We start from the raw sequence: 22,310 nt of genomic DNA, 5'->3' as shown, positions 1-22,310 counted from the left end.
CAGCGCTTGATTGGAATTTCTTCTGTGTTATCGCCTAACTTACATAGAATAACTATGCTACGCAGGCTCTGCCTTGTATAAATACCAATCAAACTGCTGCAAAAACAAACTTGAAAGGTCAACAGGCCCTAGACAATCATTTTGATTTGTTATGTAAAGACATCAGCAGCTCCGCCTCAGCTCTTGGCAACTCACACTCGCGCATCACCTCTTCAATATCAGCGCCAAGTTCCACCATTTTCACGGCGCGAGAATACATTTTTGCGTCGGGGTCATCATATTTCTGTGCCGCTTGCTGATTCGCAACATCATTTAATTCTTGCTCGGTTGCGACCACTCGCTTGCCAATACTCATGATACTGGCACGTAACTCTGCAACTTCGCTGCGTAATATTGCTATTTGTTGCTCAGATCCTTGTAGTGAGCTCGAAAGTTGCGCTGTTTGGCCCTGCGCATTCTGTAATTTTTTACTCAGCACAAAAACAAACCTCAAGCATGCTAACGCAAGTATGCTTGAGGTTATTGATATGACGAGTAAAACGGTTTGTGCGTTTACTACTTCAGACATCTAGATATGACTCAGCTCATCCCATTCATCATCGCTTAATAGCTTATTAAGATCGACTAAGATCAACAGCTCGCCTTCTCGATTTGATACGCCTTGGATAAACTTAGCGCTTTCTTCGGTGCCAATGTTTGGCGCGCTGTCAATTTCCGAGCTACGTAAGTAAACCACCTCAGCAACGCTATCGACTAAGATACCAATAACTTGCTTCTCGGCTTCGATAATCACAATTCTTGAATTATCCGTTACTTCTGCACTTTGCAGGCCAAACCTAGCTCGCGTGTCTATAACCGTTACAACGTTACCACGCAGATTAATGATCCCGAGTACGTAGCTTGGCGCACCTGGGACTGGTGCAATTTCGGTATAACGCAATACTTCTTGCACTTGCATTACATTGATACCGTAAGTTTCCTCTTCAAGCTTGTAAGTAACCCATTGCAATACTTCATCATTACTATCAGCATTTTTGTCTGCAGAAAGTAGTCTATCTTGGCTCATGGTTTCACTCCATCAATATACTAGTTACTGCTCTCGACTATCGAGGCCTTGTTCTAGCAAACGGTTTAAATTCTCTACATCAATCAGCGCGCACATTTTCTCTTTAATCACACCAGCCAACCAAGGCCGTTTACCATCCGCTGTGCGCCACTTTATGTCTTCAGGCTTGAGTGTTAAGTTGTTGACTAGCTTCTCTGCTAACAGTCCCCAGTTACTATCCCCAAGCGTAATCAAATACTGGTAATCCAGAGCATCTTCTAATTCTGGTGTAAACTTCTCAGGCATTACCCATCGCGCAGTATCAATAACATTAAGCTTTTCTTCACGATTTAGCATCACGCCTTTAAACCATTTAGGTTTACCAAAGAGTTGATTGACTTCACCCAGTTGGTGTATTCCCCCAAGTGATTTAAGCGGAACCGCCAGTGTTAAGCCTGCAACTTCAAAAAACAATGCCTGAAATTCACCTTCTTGATAGGCTTCCCTTGCAGAAACGGATTCTATCGTTGTCTGTTCTTTGATAATAGATGTATTTTCAGTGACTTCAAGATCTTGAGCTAATTTACTCGGTTGTTCTTCAATAACTTCACTCACCGACTCCTGAGGCTCTGTTGCAACGACAACTGGAAGGCCTGTGTCTTCAAGTTCGGATTCCGGCTCTTTTACTTGTTCAAGTAGCTTTGCAACTGGTGATAACTCGCATTGCTCAATCTCTGGCTCCTCTTGTAATAGGGCGCCAAGATACTGCTTCATCACCTTTTCATTTGCAAATAAATGCTTACTCATTATGCTCTCTAGCTTAACTGCTTCAAATAGTCCAATAGTGCACGATAAGCGAACACGCCTCGTGATTTAGGACAAAATTGTACTGGGACTTGCTGTGCAAGACTCGCATCCCTAAACTTGGTATCTACGGGAACCACACCTGGCCAAACGGCCTCTTTGTATGTTGCTAGCAACGTTTTATACGCCTCCAACGACGCTTTGGTCCGTTTATCATACATAGTTGGAATGATAGTATATTGATACTGTTTCTGCTGTGAAGACTGCATCAGCTCCATCGTGCGCATCATTCTATCTAGTCCCTTCAACGCCAAAAATTCAGTTTGGACAGGTACTAAAATTCGCTCACTCGCTGCTAATGCGTTAACCATTAGTACCCCAAGCACTGGTGGACAGTCTAAAATAGCATAGTCATATTGATCCGCTATTTTTTCGAGCGATTTCTTTAAGATAAGCCCCATGCCCGTTTTATTACCCATACTACGATCAAGCGTAGCAATAGCCATAGTGGCAGGCAAAATATCAAGATTCTCTATAGTTGAGGGGCAAAGCGACTGTAAAATTTCTTCACTCGTCATACTGCTGCCGCGTGCAAAAATATCATACACACTGACTTCTAACTCTTCAGAATCAATACCAAAGTAATATGTCAGTGAAGCATGTGGATCAGTATCAATAAGCAAAACTCGGTGACCCTGCTCAGCAAGAATGCCTCCTAAGCTCACCGTCGTCGTGGTTTTACCCACGCCACCTTTTTGATTTGCTACTGTCCAAATTTTCACTCTATATTCCTTCGCTTATCACTATTGATTTCGTTCAATAGATACTATACCAACTCAATGTTATTCATTCTTTTTAGACGTTTGATATTTACAAGCTTCAAGCAAAGCAACCAAGTAATGACTTGGTCTATTGGTTACCCGCTTCTTTATTAATTCTCGCAGCAAAGTCTTGTAGGGCGATACTATCCGACGAAAGTCCAGCGCCAGCGACAGCTTGAGGCATACCATACACAACACAAGTCGCTTCATCTTGCGCCCAAATAGTGGCCCCCACCTGTTTTAGCATACGAGCACCATCTCGGCCATCTGCGCCCATTCCCGTTAGGACAATCGCTAACGTGTCGCCACCATAAGCTTTTGCAACACTTGCAAATGTCACATCAACGCTGGGTTTATAGGTGATCCTTGGACTATCATCTTCAAACACTTTTAGTGTCTTACTGCCACCGCGATTTTCAACCAGCATTTGCTTACCACCAGGGGCTAAATAGGCCACACCAGGCATTAATCTATCACCTTGCTCAGCTTCTTTAACTTTAATCTGGCATAAACTATTCAATCTTGCTGCAAACGCAGGTGTAAATGCGGCCGGCATATGCTGGATAAGTAAAATTGGATGAGGAAAGTTTGCTGGCAGCTGGGTCAATATTGTTTGCAGTGCAACGGGTCCGCCTGTTGATGTGCCAATTGCAACCAGTCCATATTTTTTACCCGATGCTCTTGCTCCTGCAGCACTAGACGTACCACCAGATACCGGTCTTTGAAAACTTCTATCCGGTTGAGGGATCGTTGTTCTTCCTGTGTCAGAACGAGTTGCTCTAGGTTCGACGCGCTTTGGCGGAGTCGTAATGCTAGGGCGAGTAAAACGGCTAACGCGACGGCGGCCAATTTCCTTTACCTTATTTTGTAATGATTTAATTGCTTCTTCGCTATTACGAGCGATGTCTTCAAACTTTTTCGGTAAAAAATCTACAGCGCCCGCATCCAGTGCATCTAACGTAGCACTAGCGCCTTCACGAGTTAACGAAGAAAACATTAAGATTGGGGTCGGAGTGGCCTGCATGATCTGCTTCACCGCACTGATCCCATCAAGCACGGGCATTTCTACGTCCATCGTAATTACGTCTGGACGTAATGAAGCGGCCTTTTCAACCGCCTCCTTTCCATTAACTGCGAAATCTATAACTTTGATTTCACTGTCTTTTTCTAAAATTTCACTGACTCGACGACGAAAAAAACTAGAATCGTCTACGACTAACACTTTAACTGCCATTGGCAACGCTCTTTAATTTGCTCTACAGCAGAGCAGCAAATGCTGCTCTAGAATTCGAACTACGCCTAATAAAATTAGGCGTAGTGTTTTAATAAGTTAGGGACATCAAGGATTAGCGCAATACCACCATCAGATGTGATGGTAGCACCAGCCATACCTGGTGTACCTTGTAATAACGCATCTAGTGGTTTGATGACGACTTCCTCTTGGCCTATCAGAGAATCAACCACAAAACCGACTTGTTTAGTGCCAATTTGCGCAATGACAACATGGCCTTCAGCCTTTCTCATGCTCCTGTTCGCACCTTTTACCAACCAATGTTCAAGATAAAATAACGGAATTGCTTTTTCTCTCACTATGATAGTCAACTGACCATCAACCACATTCGTTTTAGTCAAATCTAAATGGAAGATCTCGTTCACGCCAGCAAGTGGTAACGCAAACGTTTGCTCTCCAACTACCACCATCAAGGTAGGCAAAATAGCCAGTGTAAGCGGTACCTTAATCTCTAATACGGTACCAACCCCCAATTCTGATTGGATATTTACCGAGCCATTCAATTGAGTGATCTTCGTTTTAACAACGTCCATCCCAACACCACGACCAGAAATGTCTGAGATTTGTTCTTTTGTTGAAAACCCTGGTGCGAAGATCAAATTATAGGCTTCGGTATCGGACAGTCGGCTTGCTTGATCGGAGTCAATCACGCCTTTATTTATAGCAATTTTTTTGAGCTTTTCAGGATCCATACCGGCGCCATCATCTCGAATCGTGAGAAGAATATGATCTCCCTCTTGAGATGCTGATAATGTGACCGTACCCATTCTTGGTTTGCCCGACGCTTCACGTACGTCAGGCATTTCAATGCCGTGATCTACTGAGTTTCTCACTAAGTGGACCAATGGATCTGCAAGCGCTTCAACCAAGTTTTTATCTAAATCCGTTTCTTCGCCTTGTAAAACTAGGTTGATTTCTTTTTTCAAGCTGCGAGCAAGGTCTCTCACTACTCGAGGAAAGCGACCAAATACCTTTTTGATTGGCTGCATCCGTGTTTTCATCACGGCGCCTTGCAAATCAGCAGTGACTACATCAAGGTTCGAAATAGCTTTACCCATGCTTTCGCTGTTGGTGTTATTCGCTAAGCTAACCAAACGGTTACGAACCAATACTAATTCGCCAACCATATTCATGATTTCATCGAGACGTTTAGTATCAACTCGGACCGTGGTCTCAGCTTGTGCCGCAGGTTTCTTCGCAGCGGCTGGTGTGGAAGCTTTTGCAGCCTCTGGCTCTTTTTGCGGTGCAGGAGTCGCAGGCTTAGCTTCAACTTTAGGCGCAGGCTTCGGAGCGGGTTTCGGCGCAGGTGCGGCTTTAACAGGCTCAGGTTGAGCAGGTTTAGTCTCTGAAACCTCTACTGGCAATTCACCTACCGCTTTAGGTGCACTGCCTTTACCATGAAGCTCGTCCAGCAAAGCTTCAAACTCATCGTCGGTAATTTCTTCGTCGCCAGTAGACCCACTTGGGGCTGCTGGTGAGGTTGATTTAGCCTTAGGTTCACTCGCTTCTGGGACAACAGCATCTTCCGCATTTGGTGCTCCACCGAATTTACCAACACCATGAAGTTCATCTAAGAGGTTATCGAATTCGTCATCGGTGATATCACCATCATCTGCGGTTGATACAGCTTCAGGTTTAGTTGCAGGAGCAACAGCAGGCGCATTACCTGAACCGTGCAATTCATCTAAAAGATTTTCAAATTCTTCTTCTGTTATCTCATCGATGCTAGAACCGCTATCATCGCCTGAACCAACATCGGCGTCGAATAAAATATCATCCGCACTTAAATCTGGCACCACAGGTTCTGGCTCAGAAGCAGGTTCGTCAATCACTTCACTGACTTCGTCTTCAGATGCAGGCTGGCTAAGTTTGTGGAGTGTTTCAAGCAACACAGGATCGGCCGCTTCTGGTTCCTCACGGTTTTGAATACAAGCGAACATTTCGTTGATCGTATCCAAAGATTGCAAAATAACATCCATCAGTTCGGAAGTTACTTTTCGTTGCCCTTGTCGTAGTACATCAAACACGTTCTCCGCACCGTGACAGGCATCGACCAGTTCGGTCATACCTAGGAAGCCAGCTCCACCTTTTACGGTATGGAAGCCACGGAAAATCGCATTGAGAAGTTCTTTATCTTCGGGATTATTTTCTAGTTCAACAAGCTGTTCAGATAACAGTTCTAATATTTCGCCTGCTTCAACAAGAAAGTCCTGCAAGATATCTTCATCGACTTCAAAGCTCATACACACTCTCCAACTAGAAGCCTAAACTAGATAGCAAGTCATCGACTTCGTCTTGACCAGAAACCACGTCATCTCGCGATTCAGCGTCAATAATTGGACCTTCAGGTCCAGACAATTCATCACTGATAGTCTCAGTTGTTTTTATTTCGTTTTCATTCGCTTTCACAGCAGTTGAAGGCGCTTCATCTGAAGTACCAAAAACAGTCAGGAGGTGAATGAGACTATCTTCTACTTCTCTCACAAGCTCAATGACGCGCCGAATAACCTGCCCAGTCAAATCCTGATAGTCCTGAGCCATCAGCACATTAGTCATTAAACCTTGTAATTCGTCTGTACGTGTCTTTGAAGTCTGCATAAAGCTGTCGAGATCATGACACAGAGATTTAAACTCACCGAGTTGAATGTCTCTGCTCATCAATCGATCCCAAGTGGGCTTTATTTGCGCTAACTCATCCGCTAGATTCTGCGCAAGAGGTAAGCTTTCTTCGACCGCGTCCATCGTTTTATTAGCAGCGCTTTCTGTCATTTCCATAACATAATTAAGACGCTGCTTGGCGTCAGGTATAGCCTCTGTCGTGAGATCTGAGAGTCGAGTATCGAGCTCAAAGTTCTTCAAGGACTCGTGTAATTGGCGAGTTAGCTTTCCAACTTCTGCAAATAACTCCGATTGCTCTTTGTTAGCAGCTTCTAAAATCAGCTGGTCAGCTTTTTCTTGTTCACCTTGTTCTAGAAGCTCAACAAGTTGCTTAGCTTGTTCAAGTGTAATTTGAGGCGCAGCATTTACAGACATAGGCCATATCCCCTTGCTGTTAGCCTAGTCGCTCAAATACTTTTTCAAGCTTAGTTTTGAGCGTACCCGCAGTAAACGGCTTAACAATATATCCGTTCACCCCTGCTTGCGCTGCTGCAACAATTTGTTCTTTTTTCGCTTCTGCGGTAACCATCAACACTGGAATGTGCTTAAGCTTTTCATCTGCGCGTATTGCACGAAGCAAATCAATACCTTGCATGCCCGGCATATTCCAATCAGTTACTACAAAGTCAAACTCCTGATTTTGTAGCATCGGAAGTGCTGTACTACCATCATCAGCTTCTTGAACATTGGTAAAGCCTAAATCTCTTAATAGGTTTTTGATTATTCTTCTCATAGTAGAGAAATCATCAACCACGAGAATCTTCATGTTCTTATCCAAAACTTCCTCCAGTGAGGTTCGAACCCAACTATTTTATGTACTCTAATTTATCCAGTCATTGATTTTAGCTTTAAGCTTTATCATTGCCTGACCGTGAATTTGGCTTACTCGAGATTCACTGACATCAAGGATGGCACCAATCTCTTTTAAATTCATTTCGTCGTTATAGTAAAGTGATAAAACCAGAGCATCCCTTTCGGGTAACGCTTTGATAGCATTTACTAAAGACTCGTTAAAACGTTCATTTTTAACGTTATTAAACGGTTTGTCTAGCGCAAAATCGCTGTTTGCTGGGGTTATCACGTCTTCATCAACCCCAAGATCCTCAATCCCGATGACTTTACTTGCATTTACATCATGTAAAATATGATGGTACTCATCTAGAGATATATCAAGTTTTTCAGCGATTTCAGTGTCTTTTGGTTCTCGACCAAGGAGAGATTCGAGCTCAGATATAGCTTCTGCAACCATTCTGCTATTTTTGTGAACAGAACGAGGCGCCCAATCACCACGACGGATTTCATCCAGCATTGCGCCTCGAATACGGATCCCGGCAAAGGTCTCGAAACTAGCGCCTTTAGTTGCATCGAAATTTTTAGATGCTTCAATCAACCCAATCATACCTGACTGGATCAGATCGTCGAGTTGCACACTTGCCGGAAGTCGAGCAATCAGGTGGCACGCCACTTTTTTGACAAGTGGAGCATGCCGTTCAACCACCTTATGAATGTGGTCTGAAGTTTGATATCCCGCAGCTCTATTGACCGGAGAAGCCATAATCACCCGTTTACAAGTTGTTCAATGAAAAATTCTAGATGACCGGAAGGTTGATGCGGAATTGGCCATTTCACTGCCTTAGCGGCAAGTCCCTTAATCGCAATCGCCGCAGGAGAACTCGGAAATAAATCCACGATAGCTCTTTGTCTGCGAGAAGATTTACGCATGTTTTCGTCAAACGGTACGGTGGCCACTAATTCCAGTGCTACATCAAGAAAACGGTCTGTAACTTTTGAAAGTTTAGCAAATAATTCTTGCCCTTCACGCATACTGCGGACCATATTGGCAACAATTTTAAAACGATAGACACCATGCTCTCTGCTCAAAACTTTGATCAACGCGTAAGCATCTGTAATAGAAGTCGGTTCATCACACACCACAACCATCACATCTTGTGCAGCTCGAGAGAAGCTCAGAACCATATCTGAGATACCAGCTGCGGTATCAACAATTAATACATCAAATTGCGTGTTAAGCTCGCTAAATGCACGAATAAGTCCTGCATGCTCTGCGGGAGTCAGCTCTACCATACTTTGAGAGCCTGAAGTCGCCGGTACAATTTTAATTCCAGCGGGACCTTCTACGAGAATCTCATCTAGTTCACATTCACCCGACAACACGTGTGACAGATTCTTTTCTACCCTTAGACCTAACATCACATCACAGTTTGCCAAGCCCAAGTCCGCATCTAAAACGAGAACTCGCTGTCCTTGTTGGCCCATAGCGATGGCAGTATTGAGCGAGACGTTGGTTTTACCCACCCCACCTTTTCCACCGGTCACGGCTATTACTTTTACACCCTGGTTGCTATTTTGACTCATTCTACGCAGGCCACTTGCTTGATCTAAAACTGTGTTAATCATACATTCCTACTGACTCTGACGCTACAGGTACACGTCGAGAGTGCTGTGCTTTTATTCTTTTTAAATACAATTGCTCAGCCTTTTTTACTAGCTTTTGAGCATTTGCTACGCGAATGTCTTCTGGCACTCGCTGACCGTTGGTAAGATACCCTATTGGCAAGCGATTTTGAATCGCTATGCTAATTATCTCACCTAAACTTAGACTTTCATCAAGTTTTGTGAAAATACAGCCACTTAAATTTACTTTTTTGAAGTGTCTTACTGTTTCTTGTAACACATTCATTTGTGCTGTCGCACTCAATACTAAATAGCTGCGAATATCTACTCTCGCGCTACGCATAAGTGTATTTAACTGTTCAGTTAAGCGCAAATCTCTTTGACTCATTCCCGCTGTATCTATTAATACTAGACGCTTATTGCGTAAATGATAAAGCACTTCTGCAAGTTCATTTGCATCTTTAACTTGCTTAACCGGACAACCAATGATTCTACCATAGGTAGCTAACTGCTCGTAAGCGCCAATTCTGTAGGTATCTGTCGTTATTAACGCCACTTTATCTGCACCGTATTTTTGTGCACCTAATGCCGCTAATTTTGCAACCGTTGTGGTTTTACCAACACCAGTTGGACCCACCATCGCAAATACGCCACCTTGACGAAGAATATCATTGTTAGTGGTGTGCATTTGGTTGATCACCATGTTTAACAATGCATTCCAGGCTTCTTTACGAGACACATCATCAGGGATAAAGCATGCCATTTGCTCAGCGACATCTTTGTCTATGCCCATTCCTTCCAAACGGTCAACAAGACACGCACGGGTTGGATCGCGACGAGCCATTTCTTGTTTCATTAGACCAGATACTTGATGTTCAAGTAATTGACGAATAGCGTTCATTTCTTCGCGCATTGCACTCATTTCGTCAGGCTTGGCATTTAACTCAGGTAAATCATCACCAAAACCGTTGTCTAACTCATCCGACTCGCCCCAATGCTGTGGCTGCTCAAATGCATCATCATCAAAGTCAAAAGATTGGCGACGAGCTTGCTGTGGCTTCGCTTGGTGCGCCGGCGCAGCAGTTTGTGTTTTACGTTGGCTGCTTAACATTTGCTCTGTATCAATCCCCGATTGGGAGAACATAGAAGCAAGTTCTGGTGAGCGTGGGCGCGGTGCCTGACGCTCTAGCAATGCCGCTAAGCTATCGGCAACTTGCGCTTGTTTTGCTGGCTGTGCTTGGCGAGGCTCTGGACGGACAAAGCGGGTCGGAGCCTCGTTTGAGGCAGTCGCACGGGCAGCTGGAGCTTGCTTAACAGGTGCAGCAGCACGGTCATTATCAACTGCTGCGACGATTTCAACACCATCTGCTAACTTTTTGTTAGACATAATGACAGCATCTGCACCAAGCTCTTCTTTTACTTCATTTAAAGCCGTACGCATATCTTTTGCGAAGAAACGTTTAATTTTCATGTTACAGCCCCTTTATCCTCTATTGTCCAACCGAGCTCACTATCTTAATTTGTCTTTCTTCCGGCACTTCTTGATATGACATCACTCTAAGACCTGGAATCGTATGTTTAACAAATCGAGACAGCACACTTCTTAACATACCTGAGGTTAATAAGATGGAAGGTTCCCCTAGCATTTCTTGGTTGTGATGTGCTTCTCTTAATGATTCTTGAAGCCTCTCAGCCAAGCCAGGTTCAATACCCGCCCCCTCATCACCTGCGTTCTGAAGTGACTGATGCAACATCTGTTCCAACTCAGGCGCCAATGTTATGACAGGAATTTCTTCTTCGCTTCCAACGGCATCTTGAACAATCAATCTGCGTAATGAAATTCTTACCGCAGCCGTTAACACATCAGGGTCTTGGCTCCGTGGGCCGTACTCAACTAAGGTTTGTACAATCGAGCGCATATCTCGAATCGCAACGCCCTCATTAAGCAGATTTTGAAGCACTTTTACCACGGTAGTGAGTGGTAAAATATCAGGCACTAAGCCTTCAACTAATCTAGGGTGACTTTTCGCAAGCATATCTAATAGGTTTTGTACTTCTTCATGGCCAAGCAATAGTGATGCATTATTCGTCAATAATTGACTGATATGTGTTGCCACCACAGTTGCAGCATCTACTACTGTATAGCCAAGCGAATGCGCCTCATCTTTTTGGTCTGGCTTAATCCATACCGCATCTAGGCCAAATGCAGGATCTTTAGTCTCTATGCCTTTAATCGGCCCAAACACCTGCCCTGGATTAATTGCAAGTTCGTCGCCATGCTTCAACTCACCGGTTCCTGAGCCAACTCCCATTAAAGTAATATTGTATGCATTTGGATCTAGTTCTAGGTTATCGCGAATATGTACCGGCGGTACTAAAAAGCCCAGTTCCTGAGATAGCTTTTTACGCACCCCTTTAATACGACTGAGAAGCTCCCCGCCTTGGGCTTGGTCAACTAGAGGAATTAGGCGATAACCAACCTCTAAACCAATCACATCAACAGGTTGTACATCATCCCAACCAAGCTCTTTTTGATCTTGTTGATGGCCTCCTTTGGCAGCAGGTCCTTTGGCAGCTTGTTCTGCCTTTTCGATTTCCGCCTTTTTCTTTTGCTGGCTTGTGTAATAGGCTATATACCCAAGTAATACGCCTAAACCTAGGAAGGCAACATGTGGCATGCCTGGAACAAGTCCCATGGTGATCAAAATACCTGAAGCAATAGCTAGCGATTTTTCATTACCCAGTTGGCTTTTAAACTGATCGCCCATGTTGTGCGATTCATTTTGACGCGTTACGACAATTGCAGTGCCAATTGAGAGTAAAAGAGATGGAATTTGCGCGACCAGACCGTCACCGATTGTCAGCATGGTATATACTTCCATCGCGTGGCCAAAGCTTAAATCATGCTGGATCATCCCAACGAAAAGGCCACCTATTATATTAATGGCGAGGATCACGATACCTGCAATAGCATCACCTTTAACGAATTTACTTGCACCGTCCATTGACCCATAAAAGTCGGCTTCTCGAGTCACTTCTTCACGACGAGCCCGGGCGTCATCTGCAGAGATAAAACCGGCATTTAAGTCCGCATCAATGGCCATTTGCTTACCCGGCATAGCATCAAGGGTGAAACGCGCAGACACCTCTGAAATACGACCCGCACCTTTGGTAATTACGACAAAGTTAATAATAATAAGGATAAGGAATACAACTAAACCGACGGCGTAGTTGCCACCAATAACAACACTACCAAAGGCTTCGATCACCTTACCTGCCGCATCACCACCATTATGACCTTCAAGTAATACGACGCGAGTACTCGCTACGTTTAATGCCAATCGCATGATAGTCGCGATCAGTAGTACCGCCGGAAACATACCAAATTCGAGTGGCTTCAAGGTATAAACAGTCACCAATAGCACCACTAGTGCCAATGCAATGTTGAAGGAAAATAGAATATCAAGCAAAAAAGGAGGTAACGGTAGAATAACCATGCCAAGTGCTGCAAGCACCAACAATGGAGTACCCACACCTTTAGCATATTCTTTTTTATCTCGATTGAGTTGTTGTAAAACTGCTTTAAATTCCATAACTTAACACAAGCAAAAAATTGACACATAGCAACAAATGCAATATGCGTTCCAATTAATAGCTTATTCTTATGAGGGCAATTTTAATGCTTCAAATCGTCTGGGATTGGTAAATCTCGAGTAAGTGCAACGGGTCTTTTCCCTTTGCCTTTTTGGAAACGATTCAACTGAAATACATAAGCAAGTACCTGTGCAACCGCGGTAAACAATTGTTCAGGGATTTGATCACCCACTTCAGTGGTGTGGTAAAGCGAACGAGTCAATACAGGTGATTCCACTATCGGCACTTCATTCCCTTTGGCTATTTTTCTAATTTGCATCGCAAGTTCATCAACCCCTTTTGCGATAACAATAGGCGCCCCCGCCCTTTCAGTGTCATATTTAAGCGCAACCGAATAGTGAGTAGGGTTGGTCACAACAACATCGGCATCTGGTACATCTTGCATCATACGTCTTTGCGACATTTCTCTTTGTGTTCGGCGGATCCGCGCTTTTATTTGAGGATCACCTTCTGAGTTTTTATATTCATCCTTGACTTCTTGTAGCGTCATTTTAAGCTGTTTATGATGATTATAGCTTTGATAGGGTGCATCAATTGCGGAGATCACAATCATAGTGCAACTAAGCGCTAAAAACATCCACGCAATGATTTCTAACGCATGTTCTATACTCGAAGGGATTTGTTCAATACTCAAGTGTAATATTTCGTTAAAATACATATTGATAAGCAAGATTGCAAAGCCTGCAACTAATACAAACTTAAGAACTGACTTCAATAACTCAATGGCCGCTTGTGGGCCCAACATTCGCTTCAGTCCCTTCATAGGTGACATTTTACTTGCTTTAGGTGCGGCCGCTTGCCAAGAAAAGTTAAAGCCACCGAGTAACGTATTCCCCACTATTCCGGCAATTGCGATAATAAAAACGAACATAGCCATTGGGAATAACAGCTCAGCGCCAATATCCCCCCACACAGCAAACATTTTGGTTGTATCGTAGGTTTCATTGCGATTAAGCGACAACATTCGTCCCATCACGTTGTAAAGCGCTTTCCCTATACCAGGACCATACATTAGTAAAGCGATAGCAGAAAACAATAACACAAACGTAGTCCCCAACTCCTTTGAACGGGCTACCTGGCCTTTACTCCTCGCATCACTTATCTTCTTGGAGGTGGGTTCTTCGGTGCGTTCTTGACCTGAATCTTCTGCCATTTCAAACTCCTATACCGTGCAACCAATTAAGTCGCACATCAGCTCCGTCATTTTGAGCCATTGAAACTCAAATTGTGCTAAGAAGTTACCCAGTGTCGCCCAAATAATGGTAAGCCCTGCAACTAAGGTAAAAGCAAACCCTACAGAGAAAATATTCATCTGAGGTGCAGCTCTGGTCATGATCCCAAACGAGATATTGATAACCAACATTGCCGTTAACGGAGCTAACGCAAGAGCCAGTGCCGTAGAAAACATCCAGCCCCCCCAATTAACTATTCGCCAAAAATTGTCTACCGCCCACCAATTACCTGCAATGGGAAAGCTTTCGAAGCTATACACTACCATTTGTATCATCATCAGGTGACCGTTATAAACAAAAAACAGTAATGTCGCTAATATTAAATAGAACTGACCAACTGCTGGGACACTTAATCCATTGGCAGGGTCAACAACAGATGCGAAACCAAGACCTGTTTGCATAGCAAGGATTTGACCCGCAATGATAAAAGTATTTAAAAGCAATAGAGAGCCAAAACCAATTGCGACTCCGGTCATCATTTCTTGAATAACAACCAAAATCATCGAAAAGGAGAACAAATCGGTAAACTCTGATTTGGGCAAAACGGGCACCACGGCGAAGGTAACGACCACAGCAAGTGCAAACTTAATTCGGGCAGGTACACTCTGTGCCCCAAGCCCCGCCATTACCATCATCATTGAACTTATCCGCACCAGTGGAAGTAAAAAATCACTTAGCCACTGCATGATTACCGCAAAGGTGAACTCCATGATTAGCCTGCAATTTCAGGGATGCGCATAACCACGAGGTTAAAATAGTCCATCAGTTCTTGAGTTAACCAATGGCCACCAAAAATGAGGGCTAGAATCGTGATAATTAAACGCGGTAAAAAGCTTAATGTTTGTTCATTAATCGATGTTGCTGCTTGAAACACAGCAACAACTAAGCCAACTAGAAGCCCAGGTACTACAATCGCCGCCACCAGCTTGATGACTAAAAACAATGCATCACTTAAGATATCGACAAAGACTTCTGGTTCCACATTACACCCCCAATCCGAAGCTTCTGGCCAGTGTACCCATGACCAAACTCCAACCATCGACGAGCACAAAAAGCATAATCTTAAACGGCAAGGAAACTATCATTGGAGATAACATCATCATACCCATGGCCATCAAGACACTGGCTACGACTAAGTCGACTATCAGAAATGGAATAAAGAACATAAAGCCGATAATAAAAGCCGTTTGCAGCTCAGATGTAACGAAAGCCGGAATAATAACGATAAACGGCGTGTCTTCAGGGCTATCAAGCTTGTCGTAACCCGCTATCTTGGCAAAGGTTTCCAGGTCTTTAATTCGGGTTTGTGACAGCATAAAGGCTTTCATTGGTTCTTTGGCACGTTCAAGTGCTTGGATTGATGTGATTTCTTCTTTTATATATGGCTGCACCGCTTCATCATTTATCTGCGAAAATATGGGTGCCATTATAAACAACGTCAAAAACAACGATAAACCGAGTAAAATTTGATTCGATGGCGACTGCTGCAGACCAATCGCCTGTCTCAAAATCGCAAGCACAACAATTATTCGAGTAAACGAAGTCATCATGATAACAGCTGCTGGAATAAAACTCAGCGCTGTCATAATGGCGAGTACTTGAAGTGTCACTGAGTACTCTTGAGAGCCATCAGGGTTTGTTGTAACGTTTATTGCTTCTATCCCTTCTGCAGAAGCTACCCCAGAAAACAGTAATAAACAGAGTATCAGCAATCTAATCATGACTTTTCTTATTATGGTTATTGGCTACTTGCCCTTTGCCCGCTAAAAACTTTTGTAACTCATTTGCAAATGGCGTTCGGCTAACATCATCTAACGGTGTTTCCAACTGGTATAAGTAGTTGATATTATTTGGTGTTACTCCAAGCAAGTGCTGCTTTTCATCCAACTCGATAACCAGCAAACGTTCTTTAGTACCGAGCGATATACTTCGGATCACCTTAAAGTCTTTCTGGTTTACAATATTGGGATTTAAACGTTTTAAAACGAACGCTAAGCCTAAAATAAGTAGGATCACCAACATCAGAGACAATCCCATGGAAAGTAGCTCTGAGCTTAACCCCGCGGTACCAGCCCCTACAGAAGATTTAGGTACTGTCTCTGAGGTTGTTGCAGTGACAGCCCGTGTATAAAAAGCGATGCCAAACACTGCTAAAGACCAACCCCAGCGCATTAACGTAGCTTTTTAATACGCTCAACCTGACTAATGACGTCCGTTAAGCGAATACCAAACTTGTCGTTTACTACAACCACTTCACCGTGTGCGATCAATGTACCGTTAACAAGTACATCCAGCGGTTCACCGGCCACGCGATCCAGCTCAACAACAGAGCCCTGATTTAGCTGTAATAAGTTACGAATATTAATTTTAGAGCGGCCAACTTCCATAGAAATGGTAACTGGAATGTCTAAAATGGTATCGAGTTTTCGTTTTTCATCTGACGATAATGCAGGCGCTGAATCTTTGAGTTCATCTAACTCTGCAACTTCTGGCTCACTGCCACCTTCGGCACCTTCGGCTTCAGCGAGTGCTGCTGCCCATTCGTCCATAGTATCTTGATCATCGCTCATTGGATTACTACCTGATTAAGTTAATTTGTTGTCCATAATTAGTCTCACGATTTTGCGTATACAAGTCCGCGACTACCAATCTAAATCTACACCTTCAGAAAGATGTAGATCTTCTTCTAATTCTGCCAGTTCAGCATCAGAGTCGAGCTTTTTACCACCTTTGGTAAATACATGAAGCTCAGACTTAACTGATTCTGGACGTTTAATTTTTTCACTGATCTGCAACGCGACATTGTCACGAGAACGGCCCATTTTTGCTCTAAACGTTGGCAATTCTTCAATAAAAACCGTTACATGCTCTGGCATTTCCACAGGAATAACATCACCAGCTTGAAGCTTCATTATTTGCTCAAGCGATAAGTCAACTTCCAGTAACTGGGAAGAAATCTCAACTTCTACATCCATAATCTCATCACGAAGCGCCTTACTCCAACGTAGATCGGTATCTTCAGTATCTGATTGAACACCGGCATCGAGCAATTCTCGAATAGGTTCTAACATAGAGTAAGGCAGTGAAATATGGAAATCGCCCCCTCCACCGTCTAACTCGATGTGAAAAGAGCTAATCACCACCACTTCTGTAGGTGACACAATATTAGCCATCGCTGGGTTCACCTCTGAGTCGAGGTATTCAAACGACACATCCATCACCGGCGCCCAGGCTTCTTTGTAATCTTCAAAGATGATCTTAAGGAGCATCTGCACGATACGACGTTCCGTTGGTGTAAACTCACGCCCCTCGATCTTGGCATGATAACGACCATCCCCACCAAAAAAGTTGTCTACAAGAATAAAGACCAGACGCGCTTCCATGGTTATCAGGCCAGTACCTTTTAGCGGTCTAAAGCGCACCATATTCAAGCTGGTAGGAACGAATAGAGTATGGATATATTCGCCAAATTTCAGCATTTGTACGCCGTTGATAGAGACCTCAGCGGTGCGGCGCATCATGTTGAAAAGGCTGATCCGCATATGGCGGGCAAATCGTTCATTTACGATTTCAAGCGTCGGCATTCGCCCACGCACAATTCTATCTTGAGACGAAAAGTCATACTGTAAGGCACCAGCACCTTCGCCGTCACCACCATCACCGATTTCGTCTTCTTCGACTTCATCTACACCATGGAGTAGCGCATCAATTTCGTCTTGGGATAATAAATCGCTCACAAATACTACCTTATTGCATCACAAAGCCAGTAAACAACACACGCTCGATTACTTTGCTACCTTCAACCCCTTCCATCGCAGCTTGGACTTTATCTAGCGCCGTTAAGCGCAACGTTTCTTTACCTGCACTTGTGCTTAACTCATCAGCAGTAGTCGTTGAAAACACGCTCAGTAAAGTACCTTCAATCAAGGGAATATGCTTCTTTGCTACTTCTTCATTAACATCACCGCGAACCAGCAGCTGAACTTTAATTTGCACAATTCTATCGCGACTAGCACCTGGTACATTAAAAACAAACGGGCGAGGCATAGCAACGTACAGTGCGCTCCCCATTTGCGCAGCGCTACCTTGCTCCGCTTTAACTTCGCTTGCTGTCGTCTCTTCTGCTAAGGATTCTTCTGGTGCGTCTGAGCCTGAAAATAAGAAAAACCCTGCGACACCGCCGAGTATCAATACCGCAGCGGCAATAATGATAATCAGCTTTTTCTTAGAACCACCCGTTTCTTCTATTTCTAAGTCGGTTTCTTCAGCCATAGCAAGCCCTTATGATCTTTATTAATTATAATAATAGCAGGTGTTAGGCATAGTAATCTATTGCAGAATCAGTATTTCTCTTTTGCGGCGATTGCGAATTATCAGAAATCCCCGATTCATCACCTAGAGTTTGCTGTCCACTCGTATTGCCACCAGCAGTTTGCGACTCTGATTCAGTATTTCCACCTTGCTGATGTGATATTTGGCTGTCACCCAGCTCAATACCCTGCTCAGCTAACATTTCTCTTAGTCTTGGAAGTGATTGCTCTAACAATTCTTTAGCTTGCTGATTTTGCACCACAATATTCACTTGGGCCTGCTCTGCATCGCTTTTTATCCGAATTTGCATCGCCCCAAGCTCTGGCGGGTCTAAGCGAATCTCAGCTTCCTTATTGTTAAGGTTTAGCATCAGTCCTACCCGTTGATGCAACTCTTTAGCGGCATCCTGACGAGCTATGTTAATCGCCTGTTGAAGATTAGCATCTGTTGCTTGCTTTGTCTGTGTTGTGCTTTGGTTTGTTGGCTGAGACTGTTGAATTTGCTGAACTTCTTTCAATGTTTGGTTTAGTGAGCTAGTGTCTTGCGATGCGCTTAAAGGACTTGCTTCAGGCTTGACTGGAGTTGGTATCGCTGTTGCAGCATTAGCCGATTGACGCTCATTTTTAACCGTCTCTTTCGCAATGCTTGCTTCCGCTTGCATCAGCTTACTATTTTCTTTATCAACTATCTTTTCACTTATTTGTTTTTCTAAGTTCTGTTTTTCTGAACTTTGCTTCTCTGCTGCCAACTTTTCATCGCTAGTCAATTTATTTACAGCTATATTTTTTTCAGCACGTTCATCCTCTTTAACTGCCACAGCCTGCTGCTCACTATTGTTAGACTTTTCTTGCGCGCTATTTACATTAAAAGACGCTTGGGTAGTGTTTTTAACATCCGTAGCAGCTTCTTGCGGCGTGTTTGTTGTAGTTTGTGTTACGACAGAGGATGGCACAAATGCTTTAAATTGCTGTGCATTTGCGATATCAACACCTTTACCAATTAATTGAGCTACGGCTTTTTGTACACTTGGTGATGCATCATAAATATCCAGCTTACCAGCTATCACGGCTTTTAATTCTTGTTGTTGCTGTACGGTCAACTTTTCTACCATAGTTTGCACATCTGTAGTGCTTTTAGTACTTACTGCGTTTTTGTCTTTTGCAGTTTGTGCACTAGCCTCAGAGACGGTTTGCTTTGCCTCTGATTGCTTAGCTTCAGATGAGGAAACCGATTGAGCAAGTTCTGATTTCTTAGCAGCTAAGAGTTCTTTCAGTTGCGCGGTTTCAGACTCACTTTCAACTTGAGACCCGATTGACTTATTAGCGCTTGTCTCCAGTTTTTCTATGTTTGTATTGGTAACCAAGGCTTGAGTGCTAGTATCCTTTTGTAACTTAGGCTGTAATATTTGCTCTTCAGTTTCTGAACTGTCATTCAATAACGAAGGTTTAGCAACCTCACCTTCTGAGTCTTGGCTGTCCAAAAAAGCTGCCTGCTGTAATAACGAGGTTGGCTTAGTACCGGCGTTTTCAGTTTGGCCTTTCCCCCCTCGACTGAGTTGACTTGCTTCGTCTTGTAGTTGCTCCTGAGACAGTGCACTATCGCTAGCTACAACCTCTTCATCAGCCGAAGAGGCATTGCCCAATGCTTCTTTGACTGATTGCGCAATTGCTGTTGGGATTTGACTTAATGAAGTGCTCTGCTGTTTTGCAGCGTTGATCTGAGCATACAAGTCATTATCAGGGGAATCTGGGAGTGGTTTGTCCACAACTACCTGACCTTTGTCAGTGTAGCTAACAGTAGAAGTTGGTACTTCCCCTTGCTGCTTAGAAGAAGAGGCTTGTGCTTTACTATCAGACTGCGGAGCATCATCTAATGCTACTTCGCTATCTATTGGCGCATCCAGATCTGAGGTTACAGGATCTGCAGACTCTTTTACCTGCTTGTTTGCACTCTCTTGTTCAGCTAACTCAGCCATTAAAGCACTAAACCCAGAGCCGCCCTCAGAACCCTCAGCATCCATATCTTGGGATTTTTCTTTAATATCAACCTCGTTACTGCCTCGTTGCAGCATGGATGCAAGCATTAGATTCATCTTAAAGCTACCTCATAAAGTGGCAATGTCCTGCCGTTGTAATACACCGTTAAAAACCAACACTATGAATATTAGTGACTTTTACGAGTGAACTACCTAAATAATAAAACGCTGATTATTACGAAGCATATTTCGAGCCAACTTACCAAGCACGCGCTTTTCGTACAAACTGATTCGTTGCAAACTCATCCAGCATCTTTTGCTCTGCTTTGGCAAGACGAGTTTGCTTCGCGAGGGCTTGCTTCTCGATAAGCTTTTCAATTGCCTTCGTTTTAGCCTGCTGTGCTAGCCATAGCTTGCGGCGTTGTTCAACCACCTGCTTCGCGGTGTTGACCGTTTTTGCTTGCTGATCAATAGCCTGCTCAATCTTATTAATAAAGTTATGGTATTGATTGAAACCGCCACTAGACAGACCTACTTGTGCTTTACTATGAAGCTGCATGCTGTATTCCAGACGGAAATCGTTTAGTCCCGATAACCGTTGTTGGTTTGTTGCGAGGTGCTGCTGTGCTTGAACAAAATTCGCTCGAAGGTTATCTTCTTTGTCTTTTTCTAGCTTAAGCAATAAAGTCAGTTTGTTATTTGCCATTATGCTTGTCCTAGTAGCTTAGCGAGGCCTTGTAAACACTCGTCGTAATTGATCACATCTTTCATGCCTTGCTGAAGGAAGTTATTCACCGCAGGCATCATATTTATCGCCTGATCTAGCATCTGATCACTGCCACGTTGATAAGCACCTAAGGTGATCATGTCTTTATTTTGCTGGTACATTGAATAGACTTGTTTGAGCACTCTGGCTTGTTGCATGTGTGCCTCTGATACCACTTGAGGCATCACTCGACTAATGGACTTTTCAATATCTATCGCTGGATAATGACCACTATCGGCAAGCTCTCGTGATAATACAATATGACCATCCAAAATAGCTCGGGCAGCATCGGCGATAGGGTCTTGCATATCATCACCTTCACTCAATACCGTAAAAAATGCGGTAATTGAGCCTTGTCCTTCACCACCATTACCAGCGCGCTCAACCAGTGCTGGGAGCTTTGCAAACACGGAAGGCGGATATCCTTTTGTGGCTGGCGGCTCGCCAACCGCAAGCGCTATCTCACGCTGTGCCATGGCATAACGCGTCACCGAATCCAGTAACAACAGTACATTTAACCCTTGATCGCGAAAATACTCCGCAATAGTCACAGCACTCTCACAGCCTTTTAAGCGCATCAGCGGTGAGGCATCGGCGGGAGCGGCAACCACTACGGAGCGGCGTCTACCCTCAACGCCCAAAATCTCATCGATAAATTCTTTCACCTCACGACCACGTTCACCGACCAAGCCTACGACAATAACATCCGCTTCACTGCCTCGAGTCATCATGCCAAGCAGTACCGATTTACCCACACCACTCCCTGCAAACAGACCCATACGTTGGCCTTGACCTACTGTTACGATCGAATTTATCGCGCGTACACCTACATCCATTGGTGAGTCGATTGGACGCCTTGCAAGCGGGTTAATAGGCGCTGCGGCAAATTTAAGATGTTTCTCAGCGTCAATGGCACCAAGGCCATCTAGTGGCCTACCAAGTCCGTCAACTACGCGGCCAAGTAGACCCATTCCGACAGGCAATCCAGCATCCTTGACTTTTGGGATCACTCGCGCTCCAGGAAGGACGCCTGTAATATGATCGTTTGGCATAAGGTAAAGCGTTTCTTGATTGAAACCGATGACTTCTGCATCAATAAAACCGCCCAGCGTCTCGATTTTACATTGACTGCCGACGGGAGCACTTAGCCCCCTAGCTTCAAGGGTGAGGCCAACCACACGGGTGAGGCTGCCTGCAACCGCAACCCCGTATGGTTTGATAAATTTCTGATACTTACTGATGCGCTCGCTCATAGCAGCAGATGTCGACATGTTCGCAATTACCTTAGGAAGGCATCGTTATCCTGATTTGATTGCTTCGCTTATCAAGATAACAGTG

Annotated in this window: 23 protein-coding genes; all 23 read right to left on the bottom strand. The window is 44.0% G+C overall.

What is annotated here, in order from left to right:
* Positions 1-136: 136 nt before the first annotated feature.
* Complete coding sequence (locus NO992_RS02115; protein WP_253107355.1) at positions 137-568, bottom strand: DUF2802 domain-containing protein; 432 nt, start codon at positions 566-568, stop codon at positions 137-139.
* On the bottom strand, positions 569-1,066 hold the full coding sequence (locus NO992_RS02110; RefSeq protein WP_010369098.1) for a chemotaxis protein CheW: 498 nt from the start codon (positions 1,064-1,066) through the stop codon (positions 569-571).
* A 24-nt stretch (positions 1,067-1,090) separates the two neighbouring features.
* Entirely contained in the window at positions 1,091-1,852 is a 762-nt protein-coding gene (locus NO992_RS02105; RefSeq protein ID WP_371373983.1) for a chemotaxis protein CheW, read from the bottom strand.
* 8 nt (positions 1,853-1,860) lie between these two features.
* A complete protein-coding gene (locus NO992_RS02100; protein ID WP_010369100.1) occupies positions 1,861-2,631 on the bottom strand; it encodes a ParA family protein in 771 nt (256 codons plus the stop codon).
* Between the two features lie 127 nt (positions 2,632-2,758).
* Complete coding sequence (locus tag NO992_RS02095) at positions 2,759-3,904, bottom strand: chemotaxis response regulator protein-glutamate methylesterase (protein ID WP_371373980.1); 1,146 nt, start codon at positions 3,902-3,904, stop codon at positions 2,759-2,761.
* A gap of 74 nt (positions 3,905-3,978) precedes the next feature.
* The gene (locus tag NO992_RS02090) at positions 3,979-6,204 is read right to left on the bottom strand and encodes a chemotaxis protein CheA (RefSeq protein WP_045961661.1); all 2,226 of its coding nucleotides are present in this window, start codon (positions 6,202-6,204) and stop codon (positions 3,979-3,981) included.
* A gap of 13 nt (positions 6,205-6,217) precedes the next feature.
* Complete coding sequence (locus NO992_RS02085) at positions 6,218-6,994, bottom strand: protein phosphatase CheZ (RefSeq protein ID WP_010369103.1); 777 nt, start codon at positions 6,992-6,994, stop codon at positions 6,218-6,220.
* 19 nt (positions 6,995-7,013) lie between these two features.
* The gene (gene cheY / locus NO992_RS02080) at positions 7,014-7,397 is read right to left on the bottom strand and encodes a chemotaxis response regulator CheY (protein ID WP_010369104.1); all 384 of its coding nucleotides are present in this window, start codon (positions 7,395-7,397) and stop codon (positions 7,014-7,016) included.
* Positions 7,398-7,439: 42 nt separating this feature from the next.
* Complete coding sequence (locus NO992_RS02075) at positions 7,440-8,174, bottom strand: RNA polymerase sigma factor FliA (RefSeq protein WP_010369105.1); 735 nt, start codon at positions 8,172-8,174, stop codon at positions 7,440-7,442.
* A 2-nt stretch (positions 8,175-8,176) separates the two neighbouring features.
* The gene (locus NO992_RS02070) at positions 8,177-9,037 is read right to left on the bottom strand and encodes a MinD/ParA family protein (protein WP_010369106.1); all 861 of its coding nucleotides are present in this window, start codon (positions 9,035-9,037) and stop codon (positions 8,177-8,179) included.
* A complete protein-coding gene (gene flhF / locus NO992_RS02065) occupies positions 9,030-10,505 on the bottom strand; it encodes a flagellar biosynthesis protein FlhF (RefSeq protein WP_253105304.1) in 1,476 nt (491 codons plus the stop codon). Before flhF ends, NO992_RS02070 begins: the two co-directional genes overlap by 8 nt.
* A gap of 19 nt (positions 10,506-10,524) precedes the next feature.
* A complete protein-coding gene (gene flhA / locus NO992_RS02060) occupies positions 10,525-12,627 on the bottom strand; it encodes a flagellar biosynthesis protein FlhA (protein WP_010369109.1) in 2,103 nt (700 codons plus the stop codon).
* 83 nt (positions 12,628-12,710) lie between these two features.
* Positions 12,711-13,841 (bottom strand): flagellar biosynthesis protein FlhB, encoded by a 1,131-nt coding sequence (flhB, locus tag NO992_RS02055; RefSeq protein WP_010369112.1) that lies wholly within the window; start codon positions 13,839-13,841, stop codon positions 12,711-12,713.
* 9 nt (positions 13,842-13,850) lie between these two features.
* Positions 13,851-14,630: a flagellar biosynthetic protein FliR gene (gene fliR / locus NO992_RS02050; protein WP_010369114.1), complete on the bottom strand. Its 780-nt coding sequence runs from the start codon at positions 14,628-14,630 to the stop codon at positions 13,851-13,853.
* Between the two features lie 2 nt (positions 14,631-14,632).
* Positions 14,633-14,902 carry a flagellar biosynthesis protein FliQ gene (fliQ, locus tag NO992_RS02045; RefSeq protein ID WP_010369116.1) on the bottom strand — a complete coding sequence of 90 codons (270 nt, stop codon included), beginning with the start codon at positions 14,900-14,902 and terminating at the stop codon, positions 14,633-14,635.
* Between the two features lies 1 nt (position 14,903).
* On the bottom strand, positions 14,904-15,641 hold the full coding sequence (gene fliP / locus NO992_RS02040; RefSeq protein WP_010369122.1) for a flagellar type III secretion system pore protein FliP: 738 nt from the start codon (positions 15,639-15,641) through the stop codon (positions 14,904-14,906).
* Complete coding sequence (gene fliO / locus NO992_RS02035) at positions 15,634-16,092, bottom strand: flagellar biosynthetic protein FliO (protein WP_069018762.1); 459 nt, start codon at positions 16,090-16,092, stop codon at positions 15,634-15,636. The genes fliP and fliO overlap by 8 nt, the downstream gene beginning before the upstream one ends.
* Complete coding sequence (gene fliN, locus NO992_RS02030; RefSeq protein ID WP_010369124.1) at positions 16,092-16,490, bottom strand: flagellar motor switch protein FliN; 399 nt, start codon at positions 16,488-16,490, stop codon at positions 16,092-16,094. Before fliN ends, fliO begins: the two co-directional genes overlap by 1 nt.
* A gap of 72 nt (positions 16,491-16,562) precedes the next feature.
* Positions 16,563-17,657 (bottom strand): flagellar motor switch protein FliM, encoded by a 1,095-nt coding sequence (gene fliM, locus NO992_RS02025; RefSeq protein WP_010369125.1) that lies wholly within the window; start codon positions 17,655-17,657, stop codon positions 16,563-16,565.
* Positions 17,658-17,667: 10 nt separating this feature from the next.
* Positions 17,668-18,192 (bottom strand): flagellar basal body-associated protein FliL, encoded by a 525-nt coding sequence (fliL, locus tag NO992_RS02020; RefSeq protein ID WP_010369126.1) that lies wholly within the window; start codon positions 18,190-18,192, stop codon positions 17,668-17,670.
* 43 nt (positions 18,193-18,235) lie between these two features.
* The gene (locus NO992_RS02015) at positions 18,236-20,323 is read right to left on the bottom strand and encodes a flagellar hook-length control protein FliK (protein ID WP_371373970.1); all 2,088 of its coding nucleotides are present in this window, start codon (positions 20,321-20,323) and stop codon (positions 18,236-18,238) included.
* A 142-nt stretch (positions 20,324-20,465) separates the two neighbouring features.
* The gene (gene fliJ, locus NO992_RS02010) at positions 20,466-20,912 is read right to left on the bottom strand and encodes a flagellar export protein FliJ (protein WP_371373967.1); all 447 of its coding nucleotides are present in this window, start codon (positions 20,910-20,912) and stop codon (positions 20,466-20,468) included.
* Complete coding sequence (fliI, locus tag NO992_RS02005) at positions 20,912-22,243, bottom strand: flagellar protein export ATPase FliI (protein WP_017218040.1); 1,332 nt, start codon at positions 22,241-22,243, stop codon at positions 20,912-20,914. The genes fliJ and fliI overlap by 1 nt, the downstream gene beginning before the upstream one ends.
* Positions 22,244-22,310: the final 67 nt, after the last annotated feature.

This window comes from Pseudoalteromonas sp. DY56-GL79 (genome assembly GCF_041414765.1).
In the GTDB taxonomy this organism is placed as follows: domain Bacteria; phylum Pseudomonadota; class Gammaproteobacteria; order Enterobacterales; family Alteromonadaceae; genus Pseudoalteromonas; species Pseudoalteromonas piscicida.
Note: the sequence above shows the minus strand (reverse complement) of the source record. Positions and strands in the feature narration are given on the sequence as shown.